This window comes from Amycolatopsis samaneae (genome assembly GCF_039541975.1).
GTDB classification, from domain to species: domain Bacteria; phylum Actinomycetota; class Actinomycetes; order Mycobacteriales; family Pseudonocardiaceae; genus Amycolatopsis; species Amycolatopsis samaneae.
Genome location: NZ_BAABHG010000002.1, coordinates 649,892 through 675,962, shown reverse-complemented (window position 1 = coordinate 675,962; position 26,071 = coordinate 649,892). Strand labels below are relative to the sequence as shown.

Below are 26,071 nucleotides of genomic sequence, written 5' to 3'. Positions count from 1 at the left end.
GACTCAGCGCAGGTTCACGCCGCCGTGCCCACCCGGGGCCGGCTTCGTAAACCAGAAATAGCGCTGCACGCCGCCACCGTAGCAGAACGGTTCGCGGCCCGGACCGATTCCCCACGTGGTCCGCCCTGCACCGATCAAGAGGAAAGCCGCTACCCTGGCGGCGCAAGGCGAAATGTGACTGTCATCTCCAGGAACCACAGGACATACACGGAGGCTTCAGATGCGTGTCGGGGTGCTGACCGGCGGCGGCGACTGCCCGGGGCTCAACGCGGTCATCCGCGCGGTGGTGCGCAAGGGCGTCGAGGTGCACGGCTGGGAGTTCGTCGGCTTCCGCAACGGGTGGCAGGGGCCGCTCACCGGCGAGAGCAAGCCGCTGGGCCTCCGCGACGTCGAGGACATCCTCACCAGGGGCGGCACCATCCTGCGCTCCTCGCGGACCAACCCGTACAAGGTCGAGGGCGGCGTCGAGAAGATCAAGGCGGTGCTCGCCGACCAGGGTGTCGACGCGCTGATCGCGATCGGCGGCGAGGACACCCTCGGCGTGGCGAAGCGGCTCACCGACGACGGTATCGGCGTCGTCGGCGTGCCCAAGACGATCGACAACGACCTCGGCGCCACCGACTACACCTTCGGCTTCGACACCGCGGTGTCCATCGCCACCGAGGCGATCGACCGGCTGCACACCACCGCCGAGTCGCACCACCGCGCGCTGGTCGTCGAGGTCATGGGCAGGCACGCGGGCTGGATCGCGCTGCACTCCGGTCTCGCCGGCGGCGCGAGCGTGATCCTGGTGCCGGAGCGGCACTTCTCGGTCGAGCAGGTCGTCTCCTGGGTCGAGCGCCGCTTCGAGAAGGAGTACGCGCCGATCATCGTCGTCGCCGAGGGAGCGCTTCCCGAGGGCGGCGAGGAGAAGCTGCTGACCGGCGAGAAGGACGCCTTCGGACACGTCCGGCTCGGCGGCATCGGCACCTGGCTGGCCGACGAGATCGCCGCGCGCACCGGCAAGGAGTCCCGCGCGGTCGTGCTCGGCCACGTCCAGCGCGGCGGCACGCCGACCGCCTACGACCGGGTGCTCGCCACCCGGTTCGGCCTGCACGCGGTGGACGCGGTCGCCGACGGCGACTTCGGCGTCATGGTCGCGCTGAAGGGCACCGACATCGTCCGCGTCAAGCTGTCCGAAGCCACCGCGGAGCTCAAGACCGTCCCGGTCGAGCGCTACGAAGAGGCCGAAGTCTTCTTCGGCTGAGTGTCCGTCCGTGAATGCCACATTGAGGGACTCAGAATCCCTCAATGTGGCATTCACGGACCATCAGATCCGCGCCAGTACGTCCAGGATCTCGACGGCGTGCGCGATGTCCTCGGTGAGCGGGCGGTCGTCCAGGCACGGGTCGAGCACGGCGGACGCGGCGGCGTAGGCGTCGCGCACCGGCAGGTCGACCAGCTCCGCCTTCCGGATCCGCAGCGCCCGCACCGCCGCGACCAGCTCGCACGCCAGCACCTGCTGGTACGCCGCCGCGGCGGCGGTCCCGGCCCGCGCGGCCTGCGTCGAAAAGCTGGCGTGGTCCTCGATCCCGCGTGACACCACCGCGGTGCCCAGCGTCGCGGGCAGCGCCGCCTGCCGCAGCTCGGTGAGCGCGTCGTGCGCGACGTACTCCAGGATCATCAGCCCGGAGCTGCCCGCCGGTCCCGCCGCGAGGAACGGCCGCAGCCCGGTGAACTCCGGTTCCAGCAGGTCGCCGAGCCGGGCCACGGACAGCTCCGCGACCTGGTGCACCGTCGCCCGTGCCTGGTCCAGCGCCGTCGACACGTACGCGGTGTGGAAGTGCGCGTGGTGGTAGGCGTCGCCGTGCACGGTCGAGATCATCGGGTTTTCCGTGCTGGCGTTGACTTCCACGGCCAGCACGTCCCGCAGGTAGTGGATCGCGTCCAGCGCCGGGCCCTGCACCTGCGGGAACGCGCGCAGGCCGAACGGGTCCTGGATCCGCCGTCCCGGCCGCGGCGTGCCGTGCATCCCGAGCAGCCGCCGCATCTCCGCCGCGCACGCGACCTGCCCGGCGTGCGGACGCGCTTCGTGCACCGGCGTCGCGTAGGCCTCGGGGTTGCCGTCGAGCGCGATGTAGGTCAGCGCGGCGACGGCGTGACTCGCGCGCGTCAGCGTGTCCAGCCGCATCGCGGCGAGGGTCGCTTCCGCGAGCGTCGCGGCGTTGCTGCTCATGAACGCGAGCGCGTCCCCCGCGTGGACGGGCACCGGCGGGACCGCGCCGCGCACCCAGGGCCGTTCGCCGGTGAGCGCGAGCGCGGTCTCGGCCAGCGGGGCGAGGTCGCCGGTGCCGATCGCGCCGAACCGGTGCACCAGCGGCAGCGCCCCGGTCTTCACCGCCGTGGCGAGCGCGCCGATCAGCGCGGGGCTGGCCCCGGACCGCCCGGCCAGCAGCTGGTTGAGCCGGATCAGCATCATCGCCCGGACCTGACCGCGCGGCATCGTGTCCCCGCTGCCGCCCGCGTGACTGCGCAGCAGCCGCCGCCCGTGTTCGACCGGGTCCTCGCCGGTGACGACGTCGTCCTTGTTCGCGCCGACCCCGGTGGTGCGGCCGTAGACGATCCGCCGGGTGCTCAGGTCCTCGGCGAGCTTCCACGCGTGCTCGGCGCCGCGGAGCGCGGCGATGGACACGTCGGTCTCCAGCGGACCCTCGGTCGCCGCCGCCGTCACCACGTCCGCGCACCGCAACGTCCGGCCGTCCACTCTGATCACCGGCGGCCTCCTTTCCCGACCGCCACACTATGAGGCGCCACTCCGGGTCACCGGGCGGGCGGGGCCGGATGCCACCGGCTCGGCCAGCAGGCGTGCGACGAGCCACGCCCCGGCGGTGGGCAGGACCAGCAGCGCGACGGCCAGGTGCAGTGACGTCGCCGACGCGACCGCGCCGAGCACCGGGGTGGCCACCCCGCCGACGCTGACCGCGAGGCCGAGGGTCACCCCGCCCGCCACCCCGGTCCGGTGCGGGAGGTAGTCCTGCCCCAGCGTGATGTGCAGCGAGAACGGCACGTACAACGCGACGGCGGCCACGGCGACGAAGACGTAGAGCGCCGGACCGGGCACGAGCACCACCCCGGCGACCGCCGCGGTCGCCACCGCGTACGCCGCCCGGGTGACGCGGATCCGGCCCCAGCGTTCCGCGAGCCGCCCGCCCAGCACGGTCCCGGCCGCGCCACCGGCGAACAGCACGAAGACGGCGACCGACCCGGCCGTGCTGCCCGCGCCGAGCCGCTGCTGGGCGAACAGTCCCACGAACGTGCTCAGCCCGACGTAGCCGATCGAGCGCAGCACGATCACGAGGGTGAGCCTGCGGAATCCGCGCCAGTCGTCGGTGCCCCGCCGTTCGGTCACCGGGCGGGCGGCGGCCGGGCCCCGCCGCAGCAGCGGCAGCGTGAGCAGCGTCCCGAGCACGGCGGGGACGGCCAGCAGCGGCGCGGCGGAGAGCCCGCCCGTCGCCAGCACCGGGGCCGCGACGACGGGCGCCAGCGCGAAGCCGACGTTGCCGCCGAGCGAAAACCAGCTCATCCCGCGGTGGTCGCCCGCGGTGACCGCACGCGCCAGCCGGGCGGCCTCGGGGTGGTAGGCGGCGACCCCCAGCCCGGCCAGCGCGATCGCGCCCAGCGTCCACGGATAGGAGTTCCCGGCGCCCACCAGCGCCACGCCGACGCCCGCGGCGACCGTCCCGGCGGGCACCAGCCAGCGCAGCCGCCACCGGTCGGTCAGCAGCCCGAACACCGGCTGCGCGACCGAGGACAGCACCGTCGCGGCCAGGACGAACCCGGACACCGCGACGTAGCCGTAATGCCGCTCGGCCACCAGGAACGGGATGAGCACCGGGACGACGCCTTGGTAGAAGTCGAGACAGGCGTGACCGGCCGCCAGCAGGTGCGTACGCACACGAGGAGTAGTCGACACCCGCTCAGCCTCACCTCGAGGGGACCGGCCGAGTTTCGGTAAGATGCCAAACAGTGTCGATTTACCGCCATCAGCCCGAAGCACCCACCGCGCTGCGCAGGCTCGCCCCGGGCGGCGCCATCGACACGCACTGGCACGACGAGCACCAGATCGTCTACGCGGCCACGGGCGTTCTCTCCGTCACGACCGGCGAGGGACGCTGGACGATCCCGCCGAGCCTCGCGATCTGGGTGCCCGCGAGGACCACGCACGGCCACCGCGCCTACGGCACCACCGACGTGCACCTGGTGGGATTCGCGCCGGGGGAGAACCCGTTGGAGCTCACCGCGCCGACGGCGCTGGCGGTGACCCCGTTGCTGCGCGAACTGCTCATCGCGGCCACCCAGGACCCCGGCGGCGACGCCGGGGAGCGCGCCCGGCTCCGCGCGGTGCTGCTCGACCGGCTGCGGCCCGCGTCCGCGCGCCCGGTGCACCTGCCCGCCCCGCGCGATCCGCGGCTCGTCGCGGTGTGCGCCGCCCTGCACGCCGACCCGGCCGACGGCCGGTCGCTCGCCGCGTTCGGCGCGGTGGCCGGGGCGGGGGAGCGCACCCTGTCCCGGCTGTTCCGCGCGGAGCTGGGCATGACCTTTCCCCAGTGGCGCACCCAGTCCCGGCTGCACCACGCGCTCGTCCTGCTGGCGCGGGACGTGCCGGTCACCGTGGTCGCGCACCGCTGCGGCTGGTCGACGCCGAGCGCGTTCATCGACGTCTACCGCCGCGCCTTCGGGCACACCCCCGGCCGGTACGCGCGCTAGTCGGTCTCCTCCAGTCGCCGTTCCAGCGCGTCGAGCCTGCCCGACCAGAAGTGCCGGTACGGGGCGAGCCAGGCGTCGATCTCGGCGAGGGGTTCCGGGCGCAACCGGTAGCAGCGGCGCTGCGCGGCGACCCGCACGGTCACCAACCCGGCCTCGCGCAGCACGCGCAGGTGCTTGGACACCGCGGGCTGGCTCAGCTCCAGCTGGTCGACGAGCTCGCCGACGGACCGTTCGCCCTCGCGGAGCAGGTCGAGGATCGACCGGCGCCGGGGCTCGGCGAGGACGTCGAAGGTATGCGTCACACCGGAAATCTGACCGCAGCTCGCATATTCCTGTCAAGGCATGTTCGAACCGCGCGAGGCATGGCCGGGCCGAACCGGCGCCCGCTCAGGCGAGTTCGCCCGGCGGGTGGGCCGCCGCCTCCCTGAGCAGTTCGGCGAGCACCGCCGTGTCCACATCGGACACCCGCTTGAAGCGGACACAGCTCTTCCCGACCGACGCCTTGGGCAGCCGCTCGGCGTACGACTCGGCCAGATAGCGGTCACCGACCACGGACGTGACGTAGAGCGAGATGTAGTTCTTGTTGCTCGCCAGCATCACGAGCGCCCAGTCGCCTTCGCGGCCCGAGGCGTACCGGTAGTGGTATCTGCCGTAGCCGGGCATCCCGAACTCCATCGTCGGCGCCAGCTCCGGCACGGTCGCGCGGACCAGTTCGTGCAGCGCGCGCAGCTCACCCCGCCGGGGTTCGGCGAGCCCGGACAGGTACTCCTCGTGGGTGGCCGCCGTCGATTTCCCCTGCGTCGCCATGGTGCCTCCCGGGAGTGTCGGTGGTGCGCATTATCGTGCCCGGGTGAGGTTCACGGGATTCGGAGAGTACGCGGTCGAGTTCTTCGACGGGCTGGTCGCGGACAATTCCAAGGTCTACTGGGACGACAACCTGGCGGTGTACAAGGCGGACGTGCGCGCGCCGATGGAGGCGCTGCTGGCCGAGCTGGCCCCGGAGTTCGGCGAGGGTTTCGGCGAGCCGAAGGTTTTCCGGCCCTACCGCGACGTCCGCTTCGCCAAGGACAAGACGCCGTACAAGACGCACTGCGGCGCCGTCATCGAACAGGGGAGGGGCGGCGGCGCGTACTACGTCGAGGTCGGCCCGGACGGCCTCCGGGTCGGCGGCGGCTGCTTCCACCTGGCGTCCGACCAGCTGGCCCGCTTCCGGACCGCGGTCGACACCGAACTGCACGGCACGGAACTGGAGAAGCTCCTCGCGAAACTACGGCGAGCGGGCTGGGAGATCGGCGGTGACCGGCTGAAGTCCCGGCCGCGCGGCTTCGCCGAGGACCATCCCCGGCTCGATCTGTTGCGTTACCGCTCGGTCTACGCCGTCCGCGTCTGGGAGCCGGACGACGTGCTGCACGAACGCGGTGCCCTCGACCGGGTACGCAAGGCGTGGCGCCAGGTCCGCGCCTTCAACGAGTGGGCCCGCGACCGCGTCGGCCCCAGCGAACAACCCCGCCGCTGACCGGCGGGCGCCCTCGGCGAGCGCCCCAATGAGGTTTTCTCGGTCGTGGTTGGGGTTGTGCCGGTGTCGCGAATGTCGCATTCGGGACACTGGCCGCGGCCGAAGGTCGCGTCGCGTACGGAGCGTCGGGGCCGTTGAGCGTCCCCAACGGCCCGTACGAGACACCCTCGCCCGGCCACCCCGGTCGCGCCTGGCGAGAGACTCCCAATGTGGCATTGGGTGCGTTCAACGCACCCAATGCCACATTCGCCGCGTCCAGCGCACCGAACGCCACATTCGGGCGCTCGTGCGCCGGGGACATCCTGGCCGTGCCGAGACGGCTCATACGGGCGCGGACAGCGCGCGGCGCCACAGGCCGCTCCTTTCCCGGCCGGTCGTGGCGAGCAACGCGGTGCCGCCGTCGGCGAACGCGGTGATCTCCGGGACGTCCTCGGGCAGCGGCAGTTCGGCGAACCCGCCGCACCCGGGGCCGAACCGCCACAGCCGTGGTTTCCCGCCGGCCTTGCCCGTCACCAGCGCGGTGCCGCTTTCGTCCCGGCTCGCCCCGGTCACCTCCAGCAGCTCGGCGCCCGGCACCTCGGGACCGCTCAGGACCATCGGCCGCCACGCGGTCCCCTCCCGTGTCCAGCACGCCACCCGCTGCGGGCCGCCACCGGGACGCGCGGCGACACCGGCCGCGAAGCAGGACTCGCGGCAGGTGATCCGCCAGGCCGAAGCGTCCCAGGTCCCGTCCGAGGGAAGCGCTTCCCGCCGCCAGGACCGGCCCTCGCCCGAGGTCCACACCGTCGGCGCGAGCCGGTCCGAGCGGGCGTCGCCCACCGCCACGAACCCGTCCGCGGCGTGTGCCGTCGCGAGGATCCGGGTCTGTTCACCCGGCGTGCTCAGCAGCGCCGGGTCCTCGTCGAGCCGCGACCAGTCGGCACCGTCCGCCGAGACCCACACGGACGCGCCGACACCCCCGCGCGGGTGCTCCCACTGCCCGCTCAGGACGTAGGCCGAGGGCCCGGCCGCGCTGCCGGACACGGTGATCGCCCTCGGCCCGCCCAGCAGTTCCATGCCCTGCGGGTACTCGGTCAGGCCCGCCGGGCCGCCCGCCCAGATCGTCGGCCGCGGGTTGCCGTGCGCGCCGCCGAACGCCGAGCCGAGCGCCAGCAACCGGTCACCGTCCGTCGCGGGCACGGTCAGCTCGGCCTGCGCGCCGTAGCCGCTCCGGGCACGCAGCGTCATCGGCTCCCAGTGTCCGGCATGCCACGTCCACGCCCCCGGCGCGCGGCCCTCGGGGCCGGGCACCGAGCCGAACACGCGCGTGTCGCCACCGAGTCGCGCAAATCCCAGTATCCGCGCGCCCGGGGCGGGTGACGGGACGGACTCCCAGCCGGAGTGCGTCCGATCGGACGAAGGAGTTCCGCAGCTCGGAGCAAGAAAAACCGCGAGGAGCGCGACGAGGCGCGCAACCGTCGACATGGCCACAGAGGTTACGCGCACCCGGGGCTTTCTGAACACGGCAACTTGAACATTCGGGATCGGTACAGACGAACGGAGGACGACGTACTACGCTGTGCGAACGTGAGCCGACGCGCGAAGATCGTTTGTACCCTTGGCCCTGCCACCGCCACGGCGGAGAAGATGCGGGCCCTCGTCGACGCCGGGATGGACGTCGCGAGGATGAACTTCAGCCACGGCAGCCACAGCGACCACAAACAGGTCTACGACCTCGTCCGGGCCGCGGCCGCCGAGTCGGGCCGGGCGGTCGGCATCCTCGCCGACCTGCAGGGTCCGAAGATCCGTTTGGGCACGTTCGCGAGCGGCCCTGTCGAATGGCACGCCGGTGACGTCGTGCGCATCACCGTCGAGGACGTGGTTGGCACCCACGAACGCGTCTCGACCACCTACAAGGGCCTCGCCAAGGACGCCAAGCCCGGCGACCGGCTGCTCGTCGACGACGGCAAGGTCGGCCTCGTGGTGAAGGAGGTCGACGGCCAGGACGTCGTGTGCGAGGTGACCGAGGGCGGCCCGGTCAGCAACAACAAGGGCGTCTCCCTGCCCGGGATGGACGTCTCCGTCCCCGCACTGTCCGAAAAGGACATCGAGGACCTGGAGTTCGCGCTCGAACTCGGCGTCGACTTCATCGCGCTCTCGTTCGTCCGCTCGCCCGCCGACATCGACCTGGTGCACCAGGTCATGGACCGGGTCGGCAAGGGCCGCAGGCCGGTGGTCGCCAAGATCGAGAAGCCCGAGGCCGTCTACAACCTCGAAGCGGTCGTGCTGGCCTTCGACGCGGTGATGGTCGCCCGCGGCGACCTCGGCGTCGAGCTGCCGCTGGAGCAGGTCCCGCTGGTGCAGAAGCGCGCCATCCAGATCTGCCGCGAGAACGCCAAGCCGGTCATCGTCGCGACGCAGATGCTCGAGTCGATGATCAACAACTCGCGCCCGACCCGCGCCGAGGCCTCCGACGTCGCGAACGCGGTCCTCGACGGCACCGACGCGGTGATGCTCTCCGGCGAGACGAGCGTGGGCCGCTACCCGATCGAGACGGTGCAGACGATGGGCCGGATCGTCGAGGCGGTCGAGACCGATTCGCCGGTCGTGCCGCCGCTTTCGCACGTCCCGCGCACCAAGCGCGGCGTGATCTCCTACGCGGCGCGGGACATCGGCGAGCGGCTCAACGCCAAGGCGCTGGTGGCGTTCACACAGTCCGGCGACACGGTGCGCCGCCTCGCCCGGCTGCACACCCGCCTGCCGTTGCTGGCGTTCACGCCGGAGGAGAGCGTGCGCAGCCAGCTGGCGATGACGTGGGGCACCACGACCCGCATCGTGCCCAAAGTGGACTCGACCGACCAGATGATCCAGCAGGTCGACCACGCGATGCTGGAGATGGGCAAGTACGCCAAGGGTGATCTGGTCGTCATCGTCGCCGGTTCGCCGCCGGGGACGGTCGGCTCGACCAACCTGATCCGCGTCCATCGCCTCGGTGAAGACGACCACGCCTAGCGGACCGAACGGGCACCTGGCGCATAGGGTTCAAGCATGACTGAAATGGCCAGGGAAGCCGCCACCGGACTGGACACGCACCCCGGTGGCGGCGGCCAGCCCGTGCTCGACAAGCTGGTCGCGCTGCTCGATCTGGAGAAGATCGAGGAGAACATCTTCCGCGGTGTCTCGCCCGCGCACTCCCCGGTGCGGGTGTTCGGCGGCCAGGTCGCCGGGCAGGCGCTCGTCGCGGCCGGGCGCACCGTCCCCGCCGATCGCCGGGTCCACTCGCTGCACGCGTACTTCATCCGCGGCGGCGACCCGAGCGTGCCGATCATCTACGAGGTCGACCGCATCCGCGACGGCCGTTCGTTCACCACCCGCCGGGTCGTCGCGATCCAGCACGGGAAGGCGATCTTCTCGCTCTCGGCGTCCTTCCAGAAGGACGAGACGGGCATCGAGCACGCCGAGGCGATGCCGGACGTCCCGGCCCCGGAGTCGCTGCCGACGCTGATGGAGCGCGCCGAGGGCTACTTCCTCGGCCACCATGCCCAGCCCCGGCCGATCGACCTGCGCTACGTCAACGACCCGCCGTGGGTCACCCGGGACACCGACGAGCACCCGGCGCGCAACCAGGTGTGGATGCGCGCGGACGGGAGGCTCGGCGACGAGCAGCTGCTGCATGTCTGCGTGCTGACCTACGCCTCGGACATGACCCTGCTCGACTCGGTGCTGGCGCGGCACGGCGTCTACTGGGACCTCGACAAGGTCCTCGGCGCCAGCCTGGACCACGCCCTGTGGTTCCACCGCCCGTTCCGTGCCGACGAGTGGTTCCTCTACGACAGCGCCTCGCCCACGGCGTCGGGCGCGCGGGGGCTGGCCACCGGCCGGTTCTTCGCCGCCGACGGCACGCTCATCGCGACCGTGGTGCAGGAAGGACTGCTGCGCGTGCTCTGAGTGGCACCGTCCGTCGCGACATTCACGCTTTCGTGCGACGGAAAAGCGGAATACTCAGTGCGGTAATGGGGCAATAGCGGTGCGGTGGTGAGACCGGGACCGATCGGGGGACGGCCCCGGGCTCACCACCGCCGAAAACGACCGGGTGATCACCGTGGTGCCCGGGCGCTGTCGTCTACCCTGCTCACGGGACGTCGGCGTGCTGTCGTCCCGCGCCCGTCGTGAGGATACAAGCCCGATCTGCAAATTGCAGATCGATCACCGGGTCGGCCCCGGGATTCGCGCGGGTTAATCTTCCACCAAGTGCCTGATCCGACGGTTGGACGCGGCACGAGAAAGCGCTTCAGCGCCGGAGAGCCGGAGGTGTCGTGATGGCAAGGGGACAGGGACCCACCGTTCGCCGCCGGAGACTCGCGAGCGAGCTGCGCCGGTTCCGCGAGGCCGCGGATCTCACCATCGACGAGGTGGGCGAGAAGCTCGAATGCTCCGCCTCGAAGATCAGCCGCATCGAGACCGGGCACGTCGGGGTCACCCCGCGGGACGCGCGGGACATGCTCGCGCTGTACGGGATCACCGGCGACGAGCAGGAGGTGCTCGTCCAGCTGGCCAGGGAGGCCCGCAAACGCGGCTGGTGGCACGCGTACAACGAGGTCTTCACCGGCACGTTCGTCGGGCTGGAGGCGGACGCGAGCTCGCTGCGCGCGTTCCAGGCGCTGCTGGTCCCCGGCCTGCTGCAGACCGAGCGGTACGCCCGCGCGGTGATCAGGGCGATGCGCCCGGACGCGGCCGACGCCGAGCTCCGGCGCCGCGTCGCCGCCCGGATGGCGCGCCAGGAGCTGTTCGCCGACGCCACGCCGCCGGAGTACTGGGCGGTGGTCGACGAGGCCGTGCTGCACCGCGTGGTGGACAGCGCCGAGGTGATGGCCGAGCAGCTGTACCGGATGGTGGCGATGGCCGGGCGGCCGAACGTCACCATCCAGGTCGTGCCGTTCGGTACCGGCGCCCACCCCGGGATGGAGGGCCCGTTCCTGATCATGGGCTTCCCCGAGCAGGCCGACGCCGACGTGGTCTACGTGGACAGCACGTCCAGCGGCCTCTACCTGGAGGAACCCCCCGATGTCCGGCGCTACGCGCTGATGTTCGACCATCTGCGCGCGGCGGCACTGAAGCCGGACGACTCGGTCGAGGTGATCGCCGAGGCCGCCGGCCGGTTCGCCGAACAGGCGACCGCGCCGGCTCCAGTGCACCATCACCGAATCCAGGACGTGGTCCAGGAAGATTGCTAAGGAAGTGGGGTCATGATGCCGGACACCGACCTTTCGCGTGCCCACTGGCGTAAGAGCAGCCACAGCGGTGGCGGCAACGACTGCGTCGAGATCGCCTTCGTCGCGGGTGGCGCCGCGGTACGCGACTCGAAGGATCCCGAAGGGGGTGCCTTCCGCTTGCCCGCTTCGGGCTGGCAGGGTCTGCTGGCCGCCCTGCGCGACTGAGCCACGGCGGCCCTCACTCGACCCCTTACCTCCGTTGAGCTGGTTTTCGGCGGAAGTAAGGGGTCGAGTCGCGTCCAGGATGAGGTGATCACCCGATGCCGGGGGCGGGCCCTCAGGACGACTCTGAGTGTCACCAACGAACTCAGGGACGAGGGGAAAGCACATGAACACCGATCTGCTCCTGGACGCGGTACGGGCCGAGGCCGCCTACCGGGCCGAGGAGCTGCGGAAGGCGGGCCGCGGCGCGTGGGTGGGCCGGATCCGGCGGGTGACCCGCAGGCTGCGGGCCGAGCGGTTCACCGACGTCGAGGTGCCCGCCCAGCGGCGCCGCGCGCCCGAAGGGGCCACGGCGGACGTGAGCGAGAGCACCCGGTAAGGGCCGCGCTCGGCGAAATCGATGAAGAACTTGTCGGTGGGGTAGGCGAGAATGCCACTCGTGCCCAGACTCGGTTCCGGAATTCCGCTCGTCGGCCGCACCCACGAGATGCGGCGGCTCGGTGCCGCCTTCGCCCGCGCCGAACGGCGGGAGGCGGGGGCGGTGCTGCTGTCCGGGGACGCGGGGGTCGGCAAGACGAGACTGCTCACCGAGCTCGGTGAGCACGTCGCGGCCCGCGGCGCGCTGGTGCTCACCGGCCGCTGCATCGACGTGCGGGAGGGCGGCCTGCCCTACCTCCCGTTCGCCGAGGCGCTGGCCCCGCTCGGCACGGCGGCGGATCCGGGGATAGCCGCCGCCGTGCGGGCCCGGCCCGCGCTGGGCAGGCTGCTGCCGCAGGGGCAGGAGCCGGACGCGCCACTGGCGGGCGAGTACGGGGAGATGACCGCCAACGAGCGGGAGGCGCCGCGGCGGCCCCGGGCGGAACAGGATCTCGGTCAGCTCCAATTGTTCGACGCGGTACTGGGGGTGCTGACCGAGATCGCCGAGTCCCGGCCGGTGGTGATCCTGCTCGAGGACCTGCACTGGGCCGACGGCTCGACCCGCAACCTGCTCTCGTTCCTGCTCACCCGGCTGCGCGCGCAGCGCCTGCTGGTGGTGGGCAGCTACCGCGAGGAGGACGTGCACCGGCGGCATCCGCTGCGCGCCCTGCTCGCCGAGCTGGTCCGGCTGGCCACCGTCGAGCGGGTGGGACTGCTCCCGTTCGGCACCGCCGACGCGCGCGCGTTCGTCGAGGCGCTGTCGGACGAGCCGCTCACCGCCGACGTGGTGGCCGACATCGCCACCCGGTCGGAGGGGAACCCGTTCTTCGCCGAGGAACTGCTGGCCAGCTCGGCCGACTGCCGTGACCTGCCCGCCGGGCTCGCCGAGGTGCTGCTCGCCCGCCTGGAGCGGCTGCCGCCGGACACCCGGCGCGTGCTGCGGGTGCTCTCGGTGGCCAACGACTCGGTGTCGCACGCCGCGCTGTCCGAGGTCGCCGGGCTCGGCGAGGCCGAACTGGACGAAGCGCTGCGCGAGGCCGTGCAGCACCACGTCCTGGTGATCGAGAACGGGTTCTACGACTTCCGGCACGCCCTGTTGCAGGAGGCGGTGTACGGCGATCTGCTGCCGGGGGAGCGCGGCCGGATGCACGCGGCCTACGCGGCGCGGATCAGGGCCCGGCCGCAGGGACGCGGGCACGACGCCAAGCTGGCCTACCACAGCCTGGAAAGCAAGGACTTCGCCACGGCGCTCACGGCGCTGTGGTGCGCGATGGCGGAGGCCGAGAAGCTGGGCGCGCCCGGCGCCGCGCTCCGGCACGTCGAGCAGGCACTGTCCATTTGGGACGCCGTGCCCGAGGAGGGCAGGCCGGAGGGCGTCGACGAGCTGCGGCTGCTGCACAACGCGTCCTACTTCGCGGGGACCACCGGCGAACCCGAACGGGCCACGGCGTACGCGCGCTCGGCCACCCAGGCGCTGACGCCGGAGATCCCGCTCGAACGCGCCGCCGGGACGTGGCGGCGGCTGGCCGAGACCCTGCTCTCGCTCGAAGGCACCATCGACGAGGCCGTCTCGGCGATCGACCAGGCCTGGGCACTGGTCGAGCACACCGGCCCCAGCGCGACGCGGGCGTGGGTGCTGGCCAGCCGGGCCGGGATCCTCCGGGTGATCGACCAGTACGAGCAGGCGATGGAGAGCGCGCTCGCCGCGGTGTCCGACGCGCGGGAGGTGGGCGCGATGGGTGCCGAGGCCTCCGCGCTGGTCACCCTCGGCACGCTCGCCGACTCGTCGGGGGACGCGGCCGAGGCCAGGGAGCGCCTGCGGCAGGCGATCGCCAAGGCCCGTGAGGCGGGCGCGCTCAACGTCGAGGTGCGGGCGATGTACTTCCTCACGCTGAGCTACGACGATCAGGCCGAGGTCGGCCTGGCGCTGGAGCACGCCGAGCGCGGGGTGCGCCGTGCCGAGGAGTCCGGGCTCACCTGGAGCGCCTACGGGCTCGAACTGCGTGCCCGGCACCTCCAGCTGCGGTACCTCAGCGGGGACTGGCCGGACGAGGACGCGGCGGGCCGGGCCGGGCGCGGGGTGTCCGGCGCGGTCGCCGCGCGCATGCTCGGGATCTGGGCGTTGTTCGTGGTCTCGCGCGGGCGGTTCGACACGGCCGAGCGGTTGCTGCCGGGGCTGCGCAGGCACTGGACCTTCGACATCCAGATCGCGCTGTCGGCGGGGGACGCGGCCGGGCAGCTCGCGTACTGGCGCGGGCGGTACACCGAGGCGGCCCGCGTGGCCGAGGAGCTGATCGACTGGCTGGAGCGGATCGAACCGGCGCTGCTGGGCGGGGTCCGGATCGCCGCGCACGGGGTGGCGGCCGCGGCCGCGCTGGCGGAGGAGGCACGGAGCCGGGGTGATCAGCGGGCGACCGTCGACGCGCTGGCGGCGGGGGAGCGCATGCTCGCGCACGGCCGCCGGTGTGTCGCCGAGGGCATGCCGCGCTCGGGCACGCTCGGCCCGGAGGGCCGGGCATGGGCGGCCCGGCTGGAGGCCGCCGCGAGCGGGCTCGGCGGCCGTCCCGAACCGCGGCTGTGGGCGGAGGCGGCCGAGGCGTTCGGCTACGGCGCGGTGTACGAGCAGGCGTTCTGCCGCTGGCAGCACGCGCGTGCGCTGCTCGCCGCCGGCCCCGGCGCCGAATCCGCGGCGGCCGCGCTGGAGGCCGCGCACACGGTGGCCGTCGAACTGGACGCGGTGCCGCTGCGGGACGCCGTCCGCGATCTGGCCCACCGCGCCCGTATCGAGCTGGCCGGTGCCGCCGCGCCGCCGGGCGCCGAAGCGGCGGCCCGTACCCCGGCGGATCCGCTGACCGACCGCGAGCGTGACGTGCTGGAGCGCGTCGCCCTCGGCCGGACCAACCGCCAGGTCGGCGCGGAGCTGTACATCAGCGAGAAGACCGTGAGCGTGCACCTGTCGCGGGTGATGGCCAAGCTCGGCGCGAGCCGTCGCGCGGAGGCCGTCGCCATCGCCTACGACCGCGGCCTCCTCACCGCCCCCGCACCGTCCGAATAGGACAGCGCGGAAAAGATCCGGGCCGGGGTGAATCCTTTCGCGGCGACGTGACCTCTTATGGGGGTGATGGTCGAGCCGGAAGGGAGAAGCCGGATGGAGGCACGGCAGGGACGCGGAGGTGGACGTGGCCGGGCAGCGCTGGGCGAGTGAGCAACTCGTCAAGGCCGCGCAGGGTGGCGACCTGAAGTCGATCACCGCGGTGGTGCACGGCGCGCATCCGCACGTGCGGCGCTTCGCCGAACAGCTCTGCGCGTCTTCGCAGGACGCCGAGGACGCGGCACAGGAAGCGCTGATCGTCCTTTATCGCAAGATCGGGACGCTGCGCGCCTCGGCGGCGCTGGCTTCCTGGATGTTCCGGATCGTCCGGCACGAGTGCCTGCGCCGCGCCCGGCGGCTGCTCGGCGACGAAGAAGCCGGGGCGGACTTCGGGGCCGTGGCCTCGGCGGAGGACGAAGTCCTCAAACGACTGGACGCCGAGCGGGTCGCGCGGGTGATCCGGGCGCTGCCCGACGTCCAGCGCCGGGTGCTGATCATGCGTGACGTCCTGGGCCACCCGGGACAGACGGTGGCCGGTCGGCTCGGCCTCAGCGTCCCGGCGATGAAGTCCCAGCTGCACCGGGCCAGGACCGCGGTCCGGCGTGGTCTGCACGGCGAGCCCGAAGACGTCACCCCGGGTTCCTGAGCCCACATCGCCTGTTTTCGGCACATCCCCCGACTGCGAAGGGAAGTTCCCCATGCTCGAATCCGGCTCGCCCGCACCGCGCCTGGTGCTGGAGGACACCGAGGGACGGCGCGTCCGCCTCTCCGACTACGAAGGCGAGCACGCGGTACTGCTCTATTTCATGCGGTCGACGTCGTGCCCGGTCTGCGGCCGGCACGTCCGGGACCTCGTCAAGAGCGCCGGCACACTGGCGGCCGACAACGTCCGTGTCCTCATCGCCGTCCCCGAGGACCGCCGGACGGCGGCCGCATGGCGGGCGAAGCACGGGATCCCGTTCCCGGTGCTCACCGGCCGCGACGACACCCCGCACGAGATGATCGGCCTGAGCCGGACGCTGTTCGGGGCGCTGCAACGATCCGGCAGCGTCCTCGTCGACGCCCGGGGCGTCGTCCGGCACGCGCACAGCGCCGCCCTGCCGACCGGCGGCTACGACAGAAAGGGCATCACCGCGGCCATCGCGGCTATGCACGCTCCGGCCTGACCAGGCTTCAGGAATCCCGTGATGGCCCTCCGGCGTTCTCGGTGCCGAGTCGGTCCGCGAAATTCCGGGCCCGCTCGGCGGACTCGGCGTGCCGGGCGGCCCGCCGGGGACGGAAGTCGTGGTCGTTCGCCGCCGAGGCTTCGGAGTCTTCGAGCTCGTTCATCTCGAGGTGGGTGAGAAACGCGACCAGCGCCGGGTGGGTGGTGGCAGCCGAGACGAGTTCCTCCCGCAGCGGGGCGGGGAATCCGGCCGAGTACCGGGCACCGTGGTACTCGTCGACGACACCGAGGAACATCGCGTCGAGGCTGGGAAACGCCGCTTCGTCGGCGATCGCGGCAGGCAATGGGCGCTGAAACCGCGCTCTCGCGTTCCAGCAGTCCTGTTCGAGGTCGAGTTCGAGCAGGCGCCCCGCGGCCCGGGACGTGGCGAGCGCGGTGAGGCCCTCGTCGCCGATGACGTTGTCGTGCAGGTTCAGCTCCCACAGCCACGGCAGCACCGGCCACGCGGCGAGCGCCCGCGCACCCGGTGTGCCGATGGCGTTGTAGGCCAAGGAAACGCTTCGGAGATAAGGGGAATCGGTCGCGGTGAGGGTTGCGGCGTCCTCGTCGCCGAGGCCGCATTCGGCGAGATCCAGGGTGTGCAGCGTGCGCCAGACCGGGGCGTGCCGCACCGTCGCGGGCCAGCGGCCGAGAGGATTGTGCGACAGGTCGAGCGTGCCGAGCCGCCGCAACCGCTCGGAGCCCAGCAGCGCGGTGAGGCCGTCGGTGCCGAGCCCGGTGGCCGCGAGGTTCAGGTGGGTCAGCCGGGTGGCGTTGGGCGAGGCGGCCCAGGCCGCGGCGCCGGGGTCGCCGATCGGCTGGACGTCGGCGCTCGCGTAGTAGGGCGAGCCATGGGCGTGGCCACTCAGGTCGAGGTGTTCCAGCGCGGGCAGCCGGACCTCGTCCGCCAGCCGCCGCGCGCCGCGCTCGCCGAGGAGGTTGCGGCTCAGGTCGAGGTGGCGCAGGCGGGGAAAGGCCCCGGCGGCGGCGAAGGCCCCGGCCGTCCGGTCGGTGGCGACGAGGTCGGTGAGGGTCAGCTTCTCGACGCGCTGAGGGTCGAGCGCCCCGACGACGCCGGCGATGGTCTCGTCGCCGATCGGCAGCAGGTCGAGGGTCAGCTCGGTCAGCTGTCGCGGCACCCCGCCGGCGACGATGGCGGCGACGCCCCGGGCACCGAGCCCCTCCCGGCTGCCCAGCATGGCGACGCCGCGCACGGTGAGGCCGCGCAGGCCGGTGAGGTCGGCGTGCGTGAAGAACTCCTCGCACGCTTCGTCGTCCTGCTCGATGACGTTGCCGAAGTACAGCTGTCCCAGCGGCTGGCTTTTGTTCCAGCCACAGCGGAACCCGATCGCCAGGTGGTGGAGCCGGGCCAGCTCCGCGCAGGCGGCGAGCTCGCGCGCCTCCCCGGTGTCGCTGATCAGGACCTCGGCCGACCGCAGCTCCGGCACGAGGCCGGAACGCAGCAGGTGGACCAGATCGGGCGCCCGCAGCCCGACGTGCCGCAGCCGCCACGGCGGCCCGGCGGGCGGGCGGAACGGCGGCTTCTGGAAGTGGAACAGGTCTTCCCCGGCGTTCACCAGGACCAGCGAGTCGAGCCGGGCCAGTTCGGGCAGGGTGGCGAGCCGCGCGATCAGCTCGGTGTCCAGCTCGGTGAGGTGGCTGACCCGGACCGAGCGCAGGTTTTCCCAGTACCGCAGGGTTTCGGTCAGTGCCGCGAGCCGCTCGCCCGCGAACGCGCCGAGATCGAGGTGCGTCACGGTGCGCGGCACGGGGTGGGTGCGCGGGTCCGGCGGCGGGAGATCGCGGACGCCGAGGTGCGTCGTGCGGAGCGCCAGGGACCGCACGAGCGGCCAGCCGGGCCGCTCGTGCCCGGCTTCCAGTGCGGCGAGCCAGGACCACGGCGCTTCGCGCACCGCGCCGGGCCACGCGGCGAGCCGCTCGCCGCACCACGCGACGAGATCCGGCGGGCTGCCCGCGCGGCCGAGGACGGCGCACAGCGCGCGGAACGCGATCTTGCCTGGTGGGCCGGTCAGGATGCGTTCGGCTTCGGCGCGATGGTCGATCACCGCGCCAGGCTAGCGAGGGTCACCGACAAAACCGTCGCCGTTGCCCGCGCTCGATGGAACCGGAGAACGACAGAGGACTTTCTCGGGCGCCGGGAAGCCGGTGGCGGGGTGCCCGAGGGACGCCTTCGGTGCGCTCGACGCACCGAGGGACGCCCTTGTCGCGCTCAACGCACTCAGGGCGTCCCTCGGTGGCCGGGGTCAGGACAGGGCGAGGAGGCGGGTGTCGAGGTCGCGGAGGTAGGACTGGCCGTAGGGGCCGGTTTCGAGACCATCGAGCAGGACGGCGGGCAGGTCCTGCGTGATCGACGGGGCACGGGAGGCGGCCGCCAGCGCGATCGTGGCCACGGTGTCGACGTCGCCGGTGTAGGCGACGCACGCGCGCAGCATCGCGCTGAGACTGTCGTGGCCCGCGAGCGCGGTGAGCGCCGCGCGGACGCTCATCCAGCCCTTCGGCCCGACCTTGCCCTGCCACGGCCGGTCCCAGCCGCCGTCGGGGAGGACGCGCGCGATCCACTGTCCCACCGAGGAAACCGGGCCGAGGCCGAAGTGGCAGTAGTGCACGGCCAGCGCCGCCGCCTGCGCGGCCCCGACCCCGGCCGGGGTGTCGTGCGTGATGCGGGCCTGGATTTCGGTGTGCCGCAGCACCTCCGGCACCGTGGGCAGCAGCCCGAGCGGCGCGGCCCGCATCGCGGCACCGCTCTTGTCGCTGTCCGGCCGGATCCTGGCCAGCAGCTCGGCGCCGTCGCCGACATCGCTGAGCAGCTGGTGGAAACGTCCGGCGTAGCCGTCGCGCGGGTCGCGGTGGTAACCGCGGACGAACCGTTCGGCCAGCGCCCGGCCGGTCCAGGGCTCGCCGGACACCAGCTGTTCGGCGATCGCGAGCGTCATCTGCGTGTCGTCGGTGTACCGGCCGGGCAGCACACCCCGATGGTGGGGGTGCTGGACGTAGCCGCCCAAAGTGTTGTGCGCCTTGACGAACTCGGGGTCCGCGTACTCGAAGCCCGCGCCGTAGGCGTCGCCGACAGCGAGTTCGATCAGCACCGCGTCACCGCCACGGCAGGTGCCGCAACGCCTTGAGCCCGGCGGTCAGGCCGCGGGCCCACAGCCCGCCGGGCACGCCGCGCCCCGGCCGCAGCGCGAGGCCGCGCTGCACCGCGATCGACTGGGATTCGGTGTACTTCAGCAGGCCCTCCGCGCCGTTGCGCCGTCCGACGCCGGACTCCTTCATCCCGCCCATCGGCACGCCGACGCTGCCGAAGGTCGCCGCGTAGCCCTCGTTCACGTTGACCGTCCCGGCCTTCAGCCGCGCCGCGACCTCCCAGCCCGCGCGCCCGTTGCGCGACCAGACGCTCGCGTTGAGCCCGAACGGGGTGTCGTTGGCGGCCTCGATCGCCTCGGTGACGTCGGTGTAGCCGTAGACCGACACGACCGGCCCGAACGTCTCTTCGGCGAACGGCGTCATCCCCGGCGTCACTCCGGAAAGGACGGTCGGCTCGTAGAACAGCGGCCCCAGCTCCGGCCGGGCCCGGCCGCCGGTGAGCACCCGCGCGCCCTTCGACCGGGCGTCTTCGACGTGCGCGGACACCGTCCGCAACTGGGCCTCGGAGGTCAGGGATCCCATCTGCGCGTGGAAGTCCAGCGCGCCGCCGAGCCGCAGCGCGGCCGTCTTCGCGACGAAAGCGCGGGTGAACTCCTCGCGGATGTCCTCGTGCACGTAGATCCGTTCCACCGACACGCACAGCTGACCCGCCGAGGAGAAGCACGCGGTCACCGCGCCCGCCGCGGCCTTGGCGACGTCGGCGTCGGGCAGCACGATCATCGGGTTCTTGCCGCCGAGTTCGAGCGAGTAGCTCGTCAGCCGCTTCGCCACCTGTCCGGCCAGTTCCTTGCCCGTGGGCGTGGACCCGGTGAAGCACAGGTAGTCCGACTCCTCGACCAGCGCGGTGCCGATCCGGGAGCCGCGGCCCAGCACGATCTGCCACACGCCCTCCGGCAGTCCCGCCTCGGCCGCGAGTTCGTGCAGCCACAGCGCGGACAGCGCGGTCTGGTTGTCCGGCTTCTGCACCACGGTGTTCCCGGCGGCGAGGGCGGGGAAGACGTCCATCGCGGTCAGTGCGAGAGGGTAGTTCCACGGCGAGATGATCCCGACGACGCCCTTGGGGTGCCGGACTTCGCCGGTCTTCGTGAGGCCGGGGATGACACCTGCGGCGCGCCGCGGCGCGAGGATCCGGGCGCTGTGCTTCCCGTAGTACGCGGCGACCAGCGCGGCCGCGCTCACCTCGTCGAACGCGTCGAGGCGGGCCTTGCCCGCCTCGATCTGGACCAGGTCGAGCGCCTCGCGCTGACGCCGCAGCACCAGGTCGTGCAGCCGGACGAGGACCCGCTGGCGTTCCCGCACCGGGCGCTCGGCCCAGTCGCGCTGTGCCGCGCGGGCGGTGGCGAAGGCCGCGCGGACCTCGGCGTCGTCCGCCTGCGGCAGCGTCGCGATCGGTTTCCCGGTGAAGGGGGCGGGCATCCGGATCGGCGCGCTGTCGGCGCCGCCGGTCACCCGGGCGACGAGTCGGGCCGCGCGGGCCGCCGAAGGCCCGGAGGGCAGGTCCCCGACCGTTCCGGTGTGGACGGGGTCGATGCCGTCGTGGCCCACGTTCGCCGGTGTCGTGCTGGTCATGGCCGCTCCCGTTCGCCGAGACGGCGACCGGGCACGCCGGCGCCGCACAGGTGTTACCCGCGAGTAAACCATACCGGCGGTACGAGCCATGGCGAGACATGAATAAGATTCACGTTACTGGGTGGCGTCCTCGTAGAGCATCGTGGCGATCCGCTTCCACTCGTCGAGCAGCTGACGGCGGCGTTTCGGATCGCCGCCGAGTTCGGCGTCCAGCGCCAGTCCCCTGGTCAGGTTCACCGTCAGCCAGAACAACAGCTGGGCGCGCTCCGGTGGCAGCTCGCCCGCGACCTCGGTGACGTGCTCCAGGGTGGCGCGGCCGAGCGCCCGGTCCACCGGCCGGATCGCCGCGCGCAGCTCGGCATCGGTCCGCGCCGCCACCCACAGTTCGGTGACCGCGGTGGACAACGTGCCCGAGTAGCCCTTCCAGAGCAGGTCGATCGCCGCGGCGACGCCGTGCCCGCCGCCGGGGAGCCCGGCGAGCGAAGACGCCAGCTGCTCGCGCAGCCTCGTCGTCAGGTGTTCCACCGCGGTCGCCATGAGTTCGGCCTTGGTGGCGAAGTGGTGCTGCACCGCGCCCTTGGACACCCCGGCGCGGGCGCAGACCTCCTGCACGGTGGTCCGCGCGTACCCGAGTTCGACCAGGCAGTCGATCGTCGCGTCGAGCAGCGCGGTGCGGGTCTGCTCGCGCCGTTCGGCCTGGGTGCGGTGGGCCTTCGCCGTGGGCGGCCGTGTTACCTGGGTCACCGGGATCCCTCGCTTTGGCACTTTACGTTCAGTCCGGCACGGATGTACATTCCAGGCAGAACTTACCTGCCAAGCGTCATGTTTTCCAGTACCGCTCGTGTTCAGGAGGCGTCGCCGTGCCGTTGCAGATCCGGAAGAGTTCGTGGAGCACCACCGAGCTCGAAGACCTGCGGGAACTGTCCCGGACGTTCATGCAGAAGGAACTGGTGCCGCACCAGGAGCGCTGGGCCAAGGAACAGCGGCTCGACCGCGAAGTGTGGACCAAGGCGGGCGAGGTCGGCCTGCTGGCGCTGTCCATCCCGGAGGAGTACGGCGGCGGGGGCGGGACCTTCGCGCACGAGGCGGTGCTGTACGAGGAGCAGGCCCGTGCCGGGGACAGCGCGTGGGGCGTCACCGTCCACAATGGAATTGTCGCGCACTACCTCCTCGAATACGCCACCGAGGAGAAGAAGCGGGAGTGGCTGCCGAAGTTCGCCAGCGGCGAGCTGGTCGGCGCCGTCGCGATGACCGAACCCGGCACCGGCTCGGACCTGCAGGGCATCAAGACCCGCGCGGTCCGCGACGGCGACCACTACGTCATCAACGGCGCCAAGACCTTCATCACCAACGGCTATCACGCCGATCTGGTGGTGGTCGCGTGCAAGACCGACCCGGACGCGGGCGCGCAGGGCGTGTCGCTGATCGCGGTCGAAACCGACACCCCCGGCTTCCGCCGCGGCCGCGTGCTGGACAAGGTCGGGCTCAAGGGCCAGGACACCGCCGAGCTGTTCTTCGACGACGTCCGGGTGCCCGCCGCCAACCTGCTCGGCGAGCAGGAGGGCCAGGGCTTCATCCAGCTGATGCAGCAGCTGCCGCAGGAACGGCTGATCATCGCCGTCACCGCGGTCGCCGGGATGGAGGCCGCGATCGACCTCACGCTGGACTACACCAAGGAGCGCACGGCGTTCGGCAGGCCCATCTTCTCCTTCCAGAACACCAAGTTCACCCTCGCCGAGGCCGCCACCGAGGCCGCGGTGGCGCGGGCGTTCCTCGACCAGTGCGTCGAGCGGCATCTCAAGGGCGAGCTGGACGTGCAGGGCGCGGCGATGGCGAAGCTGTGGACCACCGAACGCGTCAACAAGGTGGTCGACGACTGCGTCCAGCTGTTCGGCGGCTACGGCTACATGACCGAGTACCCGATCGCGCGGGCATGGGCCGACGTGCGGATCTCGCGGATCTTCGGTGGCACCAGCGAGATCATGAAGGAGATCATTTCCCGTACGCTCTGAATCGCTTGTGCCGCAACGAAAGGACACACCCATGAAGGCTGGTCCGCTGAGCGGGCTGAAGGTCGTCGAGCTCGCCGGGCTCGCGCCGGGGCCGTTCGCCACGATGATCCTCGCCGACCTCGGCGCCGAGGTCGTCCGTGTCGACCGCGCCACCCCGGGCGCGGACGTGCTCACCTTCGCGAACGATCCGCTGGCCCGTAGCCGCCGGTCGGTCGGGATCAACACGAAGACCCCCGAAGGCGTCGAGCTCGTCCTCAAGCTCACCGACACCGCCGACGTGCTGATCGAGGGGTTCCGCCCGGGCGTGGCCGAACGGATCGGCCTCGGCCCGGAGGCCGTGCACGCCCGCAACCCGCGCCTGGTCTACGGCCGGATGACCGGCTGGGGCCAGGACGGGCCACTGGCCACGGCCGCCGGACACGACATCAACTACATCGGCATCGCGGGCGCGCTGGAACCGATCGGCCGGGCGGGCGAGCGGCCGGTGCCGCCGCTCAACCTGGTCGGCGACTTCGGCGGCGGCGGGCTGCTGCTGGCCATGGGCGTGCTTGCCGCGCTGTACGAGCGGACGTCCTCGGGCAAGGGGCAGGTCGTCGACGCCTCCATGGTGGACGGTGCCGCGCTGCTCACCACGAGCCTGCACGGGATGCGCGCCTCGGGTGTGTGGCCGGGGGAGCGCGGGGACAACATGCTCGACGGCGGCGCCCCGTTCTACGACACCTACGAGACCGCCGACGGCAAGTACGTCGCGGTCGGCGCGATCGAGATGCGGTTCTGGGGCGATCTGGTCAAGGTGCTCGGCCTCGACCCGGAGGAACTGCCGCTGCACGTCGACAAGTCGCAGTGGCCGAAGCTGCGGGAGATCGTCGCCGGGGCGATCGGCAAGCACACGCGCGACGAGCTCTGCGCCAGGGCCGAGGGCACCGACGCGTGCCTGACGCCGGTGCTGTCCCCCGGTGAGGCCGCGGCGCACCCGCACAACGCGGCACGGGGAACCTTCGTCGACGTCGGTGGCCTCGTGCAGCCCGCGCCGGCGCCGCGCTTCGACCGGACCCCGGCCGGCACGCCGGAAGCCCCGCGCGACAAGGGATCCGACACCCTGGACGTCCTGGGCGAACTGGGTGTCGGCGACGAGGAGATCGCGAAACTGCGGGAAGCGGGCGTTATCGCCTGACTCGCGGCTGGTCCGCTCCGTCGTCCGCGAGCTCGTCGCGGACGACGGAGTAGACGACGTTGTCATGCCATTTCCCGGCGCGGAAGCCGTAACCGCGCAGGACGCCTTCGCGGGTGAACCCGGCCTTCTCCAGCGCGCGCTGCTCGGCGCGGTTGCCGACCTCGGTGGTGGCCTCGACGCGGTTGAGTTGGGTGTGCGCGAACAGGTAACGCACGAGCAGGCGCTGCGCCTCGACGCCGTAGCCGTGTCCGCGCGCCTCGGGCGCCAGCACCAGCCCGATCTTCCAGCAGTACGAGATCGGGCTCGTGCGGCTGCGGTACCAGGAGACCAGCCCGAGCGGGCGCGCGCCGAGCGTCGCGATGAGCATGCCGCCGTCGGGGTCCAGCATGCCGGTCTCGCGCCAGCGGCGGCGCAGATATCCGGGGTCGTGCCAGCCGTACCACTGGAACTCGCCGGTCGCCTCGGGATCGTTGGTCAGCGCCTCCAGCAGGCCGAGATCCTCTTCGGTGACCGGGCGCAGTGCCACTCTGTCGGCTGCGTCGCCGTCGGCTTCGTCCATGGGCGGAGCGTAGCCGGGCGAACGCCGGACGTCGTGCCGCCCCGGGCGCGTCCCGGCGGTTCAGTCGAAGCCGCCGTGGCGCCCGGCGCCCCCGGCGAAGCGCGCCGCGCCCTCGGCCGCCTCCTCGGCCAGCACACCGGCGCCCATCGCCCCGGCGAACTCGGCACGCAGCGCGTCCTGTTCGGACAGTCCCGGCTGGGTGTACACCGAACGGCGGTCACCCCGCAGACAGGTCTGCGGGAACGCGGCGAGCCGCCGGGCCAGTTCCGTGGCCGCGGAAACCGCTTCCCCGGCGGGCACCACGCGGTTCGCCAGGCCGATGGCGAGCGCCTCGTCGGCCTCGACGGGCCTGCCGGTGAGGATCAGGTCCATCGCGCGCGACTGCCCGATCAGCCGGGGCAGCCGCACGGTGCCGCCGTCGATCAGCGGAACGCCCCAGCGGCGGCAGAACACCCCGAACACCGCGGTGGTGTCCGCGACGCGCAGATCGCACCACAGCGCGAGTTCGAGCCCGCCCGCGACGGCGTGGCCGTGCACCGCGGCGATGACCGGTTTGCCCAGTGTCATCCGGGTGGGGCCCATCGGGCCGTCCCCACCGGGCGCGGTGCGGTTCATCCGCTCGGTGCCCACGGCCTTGAGGTCCGCGCCCGCGCAGAACGCGCCGCCCGCCCCGGTCAGCACGGCGACCGAGGCCTCGTCGTCGGCGTCGAACGCGCGGAAGGCGTCGGCGAGCGCGGCGGCGGTCGGTCCGTCGACGGCGTTGCGGGCCGCCGGACGGTTGATCGTGATGGTCGTCACCGAGTCCGCGCGCTCGACCAGGACGTTTTCCGCCATCGCTGCTCCTGTGGGTGGTGTTCGGGTGTTTTCGCGGCTCCGGACTCCTAGAGTAGGGACCACGCCTCGCGGTGCTCGCGGGGTTCCAGGTGACGCAGTGGCTGCCGGGGCGGCGTCGCGGCGGACGAAGGGGGAGAGATGTCCAGCGGTCTGAAGAAGGTCCTCGTCATCGCGGTGGTCCTGCTCGTGCTGTTCTTCCTGATCACCCAGCCGAACCAGTCCGCGGGCGTCGTCCACACCGCGCTCGGCTGGCTCAAGAACGGCGCCGAAGCGATCGTGACGTTCTTCCGGAGCCTGTTCCAGTAAATCCGCGCTCTGCGTGACCGGCGGCGGGCCGTTGTCCCGCCGCCGGTTACTGAGCGTCCCTGAT

25 protein-coding genes are annotated in these 26,071 nt (G+C 72.4%); 14 read left to right on the top strand and 11 right to left on the bottom strand.

What is annotated here, in order from left to right; translation table 11 throughout:
• Positions 1–220: 220 nt before the first annotated feature.
• Positions 221–1,246, top strand: coding sequence for a 6-phosphofructokinase (locus ABD987_RS06385; RefSeq protein ID WP_345387954.1), 1,026 nt, complete (start codon positions 221–223; stop codon positions 1,244–1,246).
• A gap of 63 nt (positions 1,247–1,309) precedes the next feature.
• On the opposite strand, the gene ABD987_RS06380 is transcribed toward ABD987_RS06385, so the two are convergent.
• Entirely contained in the window at positions 1,310–2,752 is a 1,443-nt protein-coding gene (locus tag ABD987_RS06380; protein ID WP_345387951.1) for an aromatic amino acid ammonia-lyase, read from the bottom strand.
• Between the two features lie 27 nt (positions 2,753–2,779).
• Positions 2,780–3,934, bottom strand: coding sequence for an MFS transporter (locus ABD987_RS06375; protein ID WP_345387948.1), 1,155 nt, complete (start codon positions 3,932–3,934; stop codon positions 2,780–2,782).
• 71 nt (positions 3,935–4,005) lie between these two features.
• On the opposite strand from ABD987_RS06375, the gene ABD987_RS06370 reads away from it, so the two are divergent.
• The gene (locus ABD987_RS06370; protein WP_345387945.1) at positions 4,006–4,746 is read left to right on the top strand and encodes an AraC family transcriptional regulator; all 741 of its coding nucleotides are present in this window, start codon (positions 4,006–4,008) and stop codon (positions 4,744–4,746) included.
• Here ABD987_RS06370 and ABD987_RS06365 read toward each other — a convergent pair.
• On the bottom strand, positions 4,743–5,048 hold the full coding sequence (locus tag ABD987_RS06365) for an ArsR/SmtB family transcription factor (RefSeq protein ID WP_345387943.1): 306 nt from the start codon (positions 5,046–5,048) through the stop codon (positions 4,743–4,745). The two genes, ABD987_RS06370 and ABD987_RS06365, sit on opposite strands and share 4 nt — an antisense overlap.
• 85 nt (positions 5,049–5,133) lie before the next feature.
• On the bottom strand, positions 5,134–5,553 hold the full coding sequence (locus tag ABD987_RS06360) for an iron chaperone (protein ID WP_345387941.1): 420 nt from the start codon (positions 5,551–5,553) through the stop codon (positions 5,134–5,136).
• A gap of 43 nt (positions 5,554–5,596) precedes the next feature.
• On the opposite strand from ABD987_RS06360, the gene ABD987_RS06355 reads away from it, so the two are divergent.
• On the top strand, positions 5,597–6,262 hold the full coding sequence (locus ABD987_RS06355) for a DUF2461 domain-containing protein (RefSeq protein ID WP_345387939.1): 666 nt from the start codon (positions 5,597–5,599) through the stop codon (positions 6,260–6,262).
• 321 nt (positions 6,263–6,583) lie between these two features.
• Here ABD987_RS06355 and ABD987_RS06350 read toward each other — a convergent pair whose 3' ends face one another.
• Positions 6,584–7,489, bottom strand: a complete 906-nt coding sequence (locus ABD987_RS06350) for a hypothetical protein (RefSeq protein ID WP_345387937.1) — start codon at positions 7,487–7,489, stop codon at positions 6,584–6,586.
• Positions 7,490–7,828: 339 nt separating this feature from the next.
• Between ABD987_RS06350 and pyk the strand changes: the two genes are divergently transcribed.
• The 8 genes from pyk (at position 7,829) to ABD987_RS06310 (ending at position 16,350) form a co-directional block, all read left to right on the top strand.
• Positions 7,829–9,253 carry a pyruvate kinase gene (gene pyk, locus ABD987_RS06345; RefSeq protein WP_345387935.1) on the top strand — a complete coding sequence of 475 codons (1,425 nt, stop codon included), beginning with the start codon at positions 7,829–7,831 and terminating at the stop codon, positions 9,251–9,253.
• Between the two features lie 36 nt (positions 9,254–9,289).
• The gene (gene tesB, locus ABD987_RS06340; protein WP_345387933.1) at positions 9,290–10,189 is read left to right on the top strand and encodes an acyl-CoA thioesterase II; all 900 of its coding nucleotides are present in this window, start codon (positions 9,290–9,292) and stop codon (positions 10,187–10,189) included.
• 371 nt (positions 10,190–10,560) lie between these two features.
• Positions 10,561–11,475: a helix-turn-helix domain-containing protein gene (locus ABD987_RS06335; protein ID WP_345387931.1), complete on the top strand. Its 915-nt coding sequence runs from the start codon at positions 10,561–10,563 to the stop codon at positions 11,473–11,475.
• Between the two features lie 12 nt (positions 11,476–11,487).
• Positions 11,488–11,679: a DUF397 domain-containing protein gene (locus ABD987_RS06330; RefSeq protein ID WP_345387929.1), complete on the top strand. Its 192-nt coding sequence runs from the start codon at positions 11,488–11,490 to the stop codon at positions 11,677–11,679.
• Positions 11,680–11,842: 163 nt separating this feature from the next.
• The gene (locus tag ABD987_RS06325) at positions 11,843–12,055 is read left to right on the top strand and encodes a hypothetical protein (protein ID WP_345387927.1); all 213 of its coding nucleotides are present in this window, start codon (positions 11,843–11,845) and stop codon (positions 12,053–12,055) included.
• A 51-nt stretch (positions 12,056–12,106) separates the two neighbouring features.
• On the top strand, positions 12,107–15,148 hold the full coding sequence (locus ABD987_RS06320; RefSeq protein WP_345387924.1) for a helix-turn-helix transcriptional regulator: 3,042 nt from the start codon (positions 12,107–12,109) through the stop codon (positions 15,146–15,148).
• A gap of 118 nt (positions 15,149–15,266) precedes the next feature.
• The gene (locus ABD987_RS06315; RefSeq protein ID WP_345387922.1) at positions 15,267–15,830 is read left to right on the top strand and encodes an RNA polymerase sigma factor; all 564 of its coding nucleotides are present in this window, start codon (positions 15,267–15,269) and stop codon (positions 15,828–15,830) included.
• A gap of 52 nt (positions 15,831–15,882) precedes the next feature.
• Positions 15,883–16,350, top strand: coding sequence for a peroxiredoxin family protein (locus ABD987_RS06310; RefSeq protein ID WP_345387919.1), 468 nt, complete (start codon positions 15,883–15,885; stop codon positions 16,348–16,350).
• Between the two features lie 7 nt (positions 16,351–16,357).
• Here the strand turns inward: ABD987_RS06310 and ABD987_RS06305 are convergent, their stop codons facing one another.
• The 4 genes from ABD987_RS06305 to ABD987_RS06290 form a co-directional block, all read right to left on the bottom strand.
• On the bottom strand, positions 16,358–18,454 hold the full coding sequence (locus tag ABD987_RS06305; RefSeq protein WP_345387917.1) for a hypothetical protein: 2,097 nt from the start codon (positions 18,452–18,454) through the stop codon (positions 16,358–16,360).
• A 198-nt stretch (positions 18,455–18,652) separates the two neighbouring features.
• The gene (locus ABD987_RS06300; RefSeq protein ID WP_345387915.1) at positions 18,653–19,495 is read right to left on the bottom strand and encodes an ADP-ribosylglycohydrolase family protein; all 843 of its coding nucleotides are present in this window, start codon (positions 19,493–19,495) and stop codon (positions 18,653–18,655) included.
• Positions 19,496–19,499: 4 nt separating this feature from the next.
• Positions 19,500–21,122: a succinic semialdehyde dehydrogenase gene (locus ABD987_RS06295; RefSeq protein WP_345387913.1), complete on the bottom strand. Its 1,623-nt coding sequence runs from the start codon at positions 21,120–21,122 to the stop codon at positions 19,500–19,502.
• A 114-nt stretch (positions 21,123–21,236) separates the two neighbouring features.
• Positions 21,237–21,866 (bottom strand): TetR/AcrR family transcriptional regulator, encoded by a 630-nt coding sequence (locus ABD987_RS06290; protein ID WP_345387911.1) that lies wholly within the window; start codon positions 21,864–21,866, stop codon positions 21,237–21,239.
• 116 nt (positions 21,867–21,982) lie between these two features.
• Between ABD987_RS06290 and ABD987_RS06285 the strand changes: the two genes are divergently transcribed.
• Together ABD987_RS06285 and ABD987_RS06280 are read left to right on the top strand one after the other, a co-directional pair.
• Positions 21,983–23,134 (top strand): acyl-CoA dehydrogenase family protein, encoded by a 1,152-nt coding sequence (locus ABD987_RS06285; protein ID WP_345387909.1) that lies wholly within the window; start codon positions 21,983–21,985, stop codon positions 23,132–23,134.
• A gap of 31 nt (positions 23,135–23,165) precedes the next feature.
• Positions 23,166–24,308: a CaiB/BaiF CoA transferase family protein gene (locus tag ABD987_RS06280; protein ID WP_345387907.1), complete on the top strand. Its 1,143-nt coding sequence runs from the start codon at positions 23,166–23,168 to the stop codon at positions 24,306–24,308.
• Here the strand turns inward: ABD987_RS06280 and ABD987_RS06275 are convergent.
• Positions 24,298–24,867 (bottom strand): GNAT family N-acetyltransferase, encoded by a 570-nt coding sequence (locus ABD987_RS06275; protein ID WP_345387905.1) that lies wholly within the window; start codon positions 24,865–24,867, stop codon positions 24,298–24,300. The genes ABD987_RS06280 and ABD987_RS06275 overlap by 11 nt on opposite strands.
• A gap of 60 nt (positions 24,868–24,927) precedes the next feature.
• Positions 24,928–25,701, bottom strand: a complete 774-nt coding sequence (locus tag ABD987_RS06270) for a crotonase/enoyl-CoA hydratase family protein (protein ID WP_345387903.1) — start codon at positions 25,699–25,701, stop codon at positions 24,928–24,930.
• Between the two features lie 138 nt (positions 25,702–25,839).
• On the opposite strand from ABD987_RS06270, the gene ABD987_RS06265 reads away from it, so the two are divergent.
• On the top strand, positions 25,840–26,007 hold the full coding sequence (locus tag ABD987_RS06265) for a hypothetical protein (protein ID WP_345387901.1): 168 nt from the start codon (positions 25,840–25,842) through the stop codon (positions 26,005–26,007).
• The last annotated feature ends 64 nt before the right edge of the window (positions 26,008–26,071 follow it).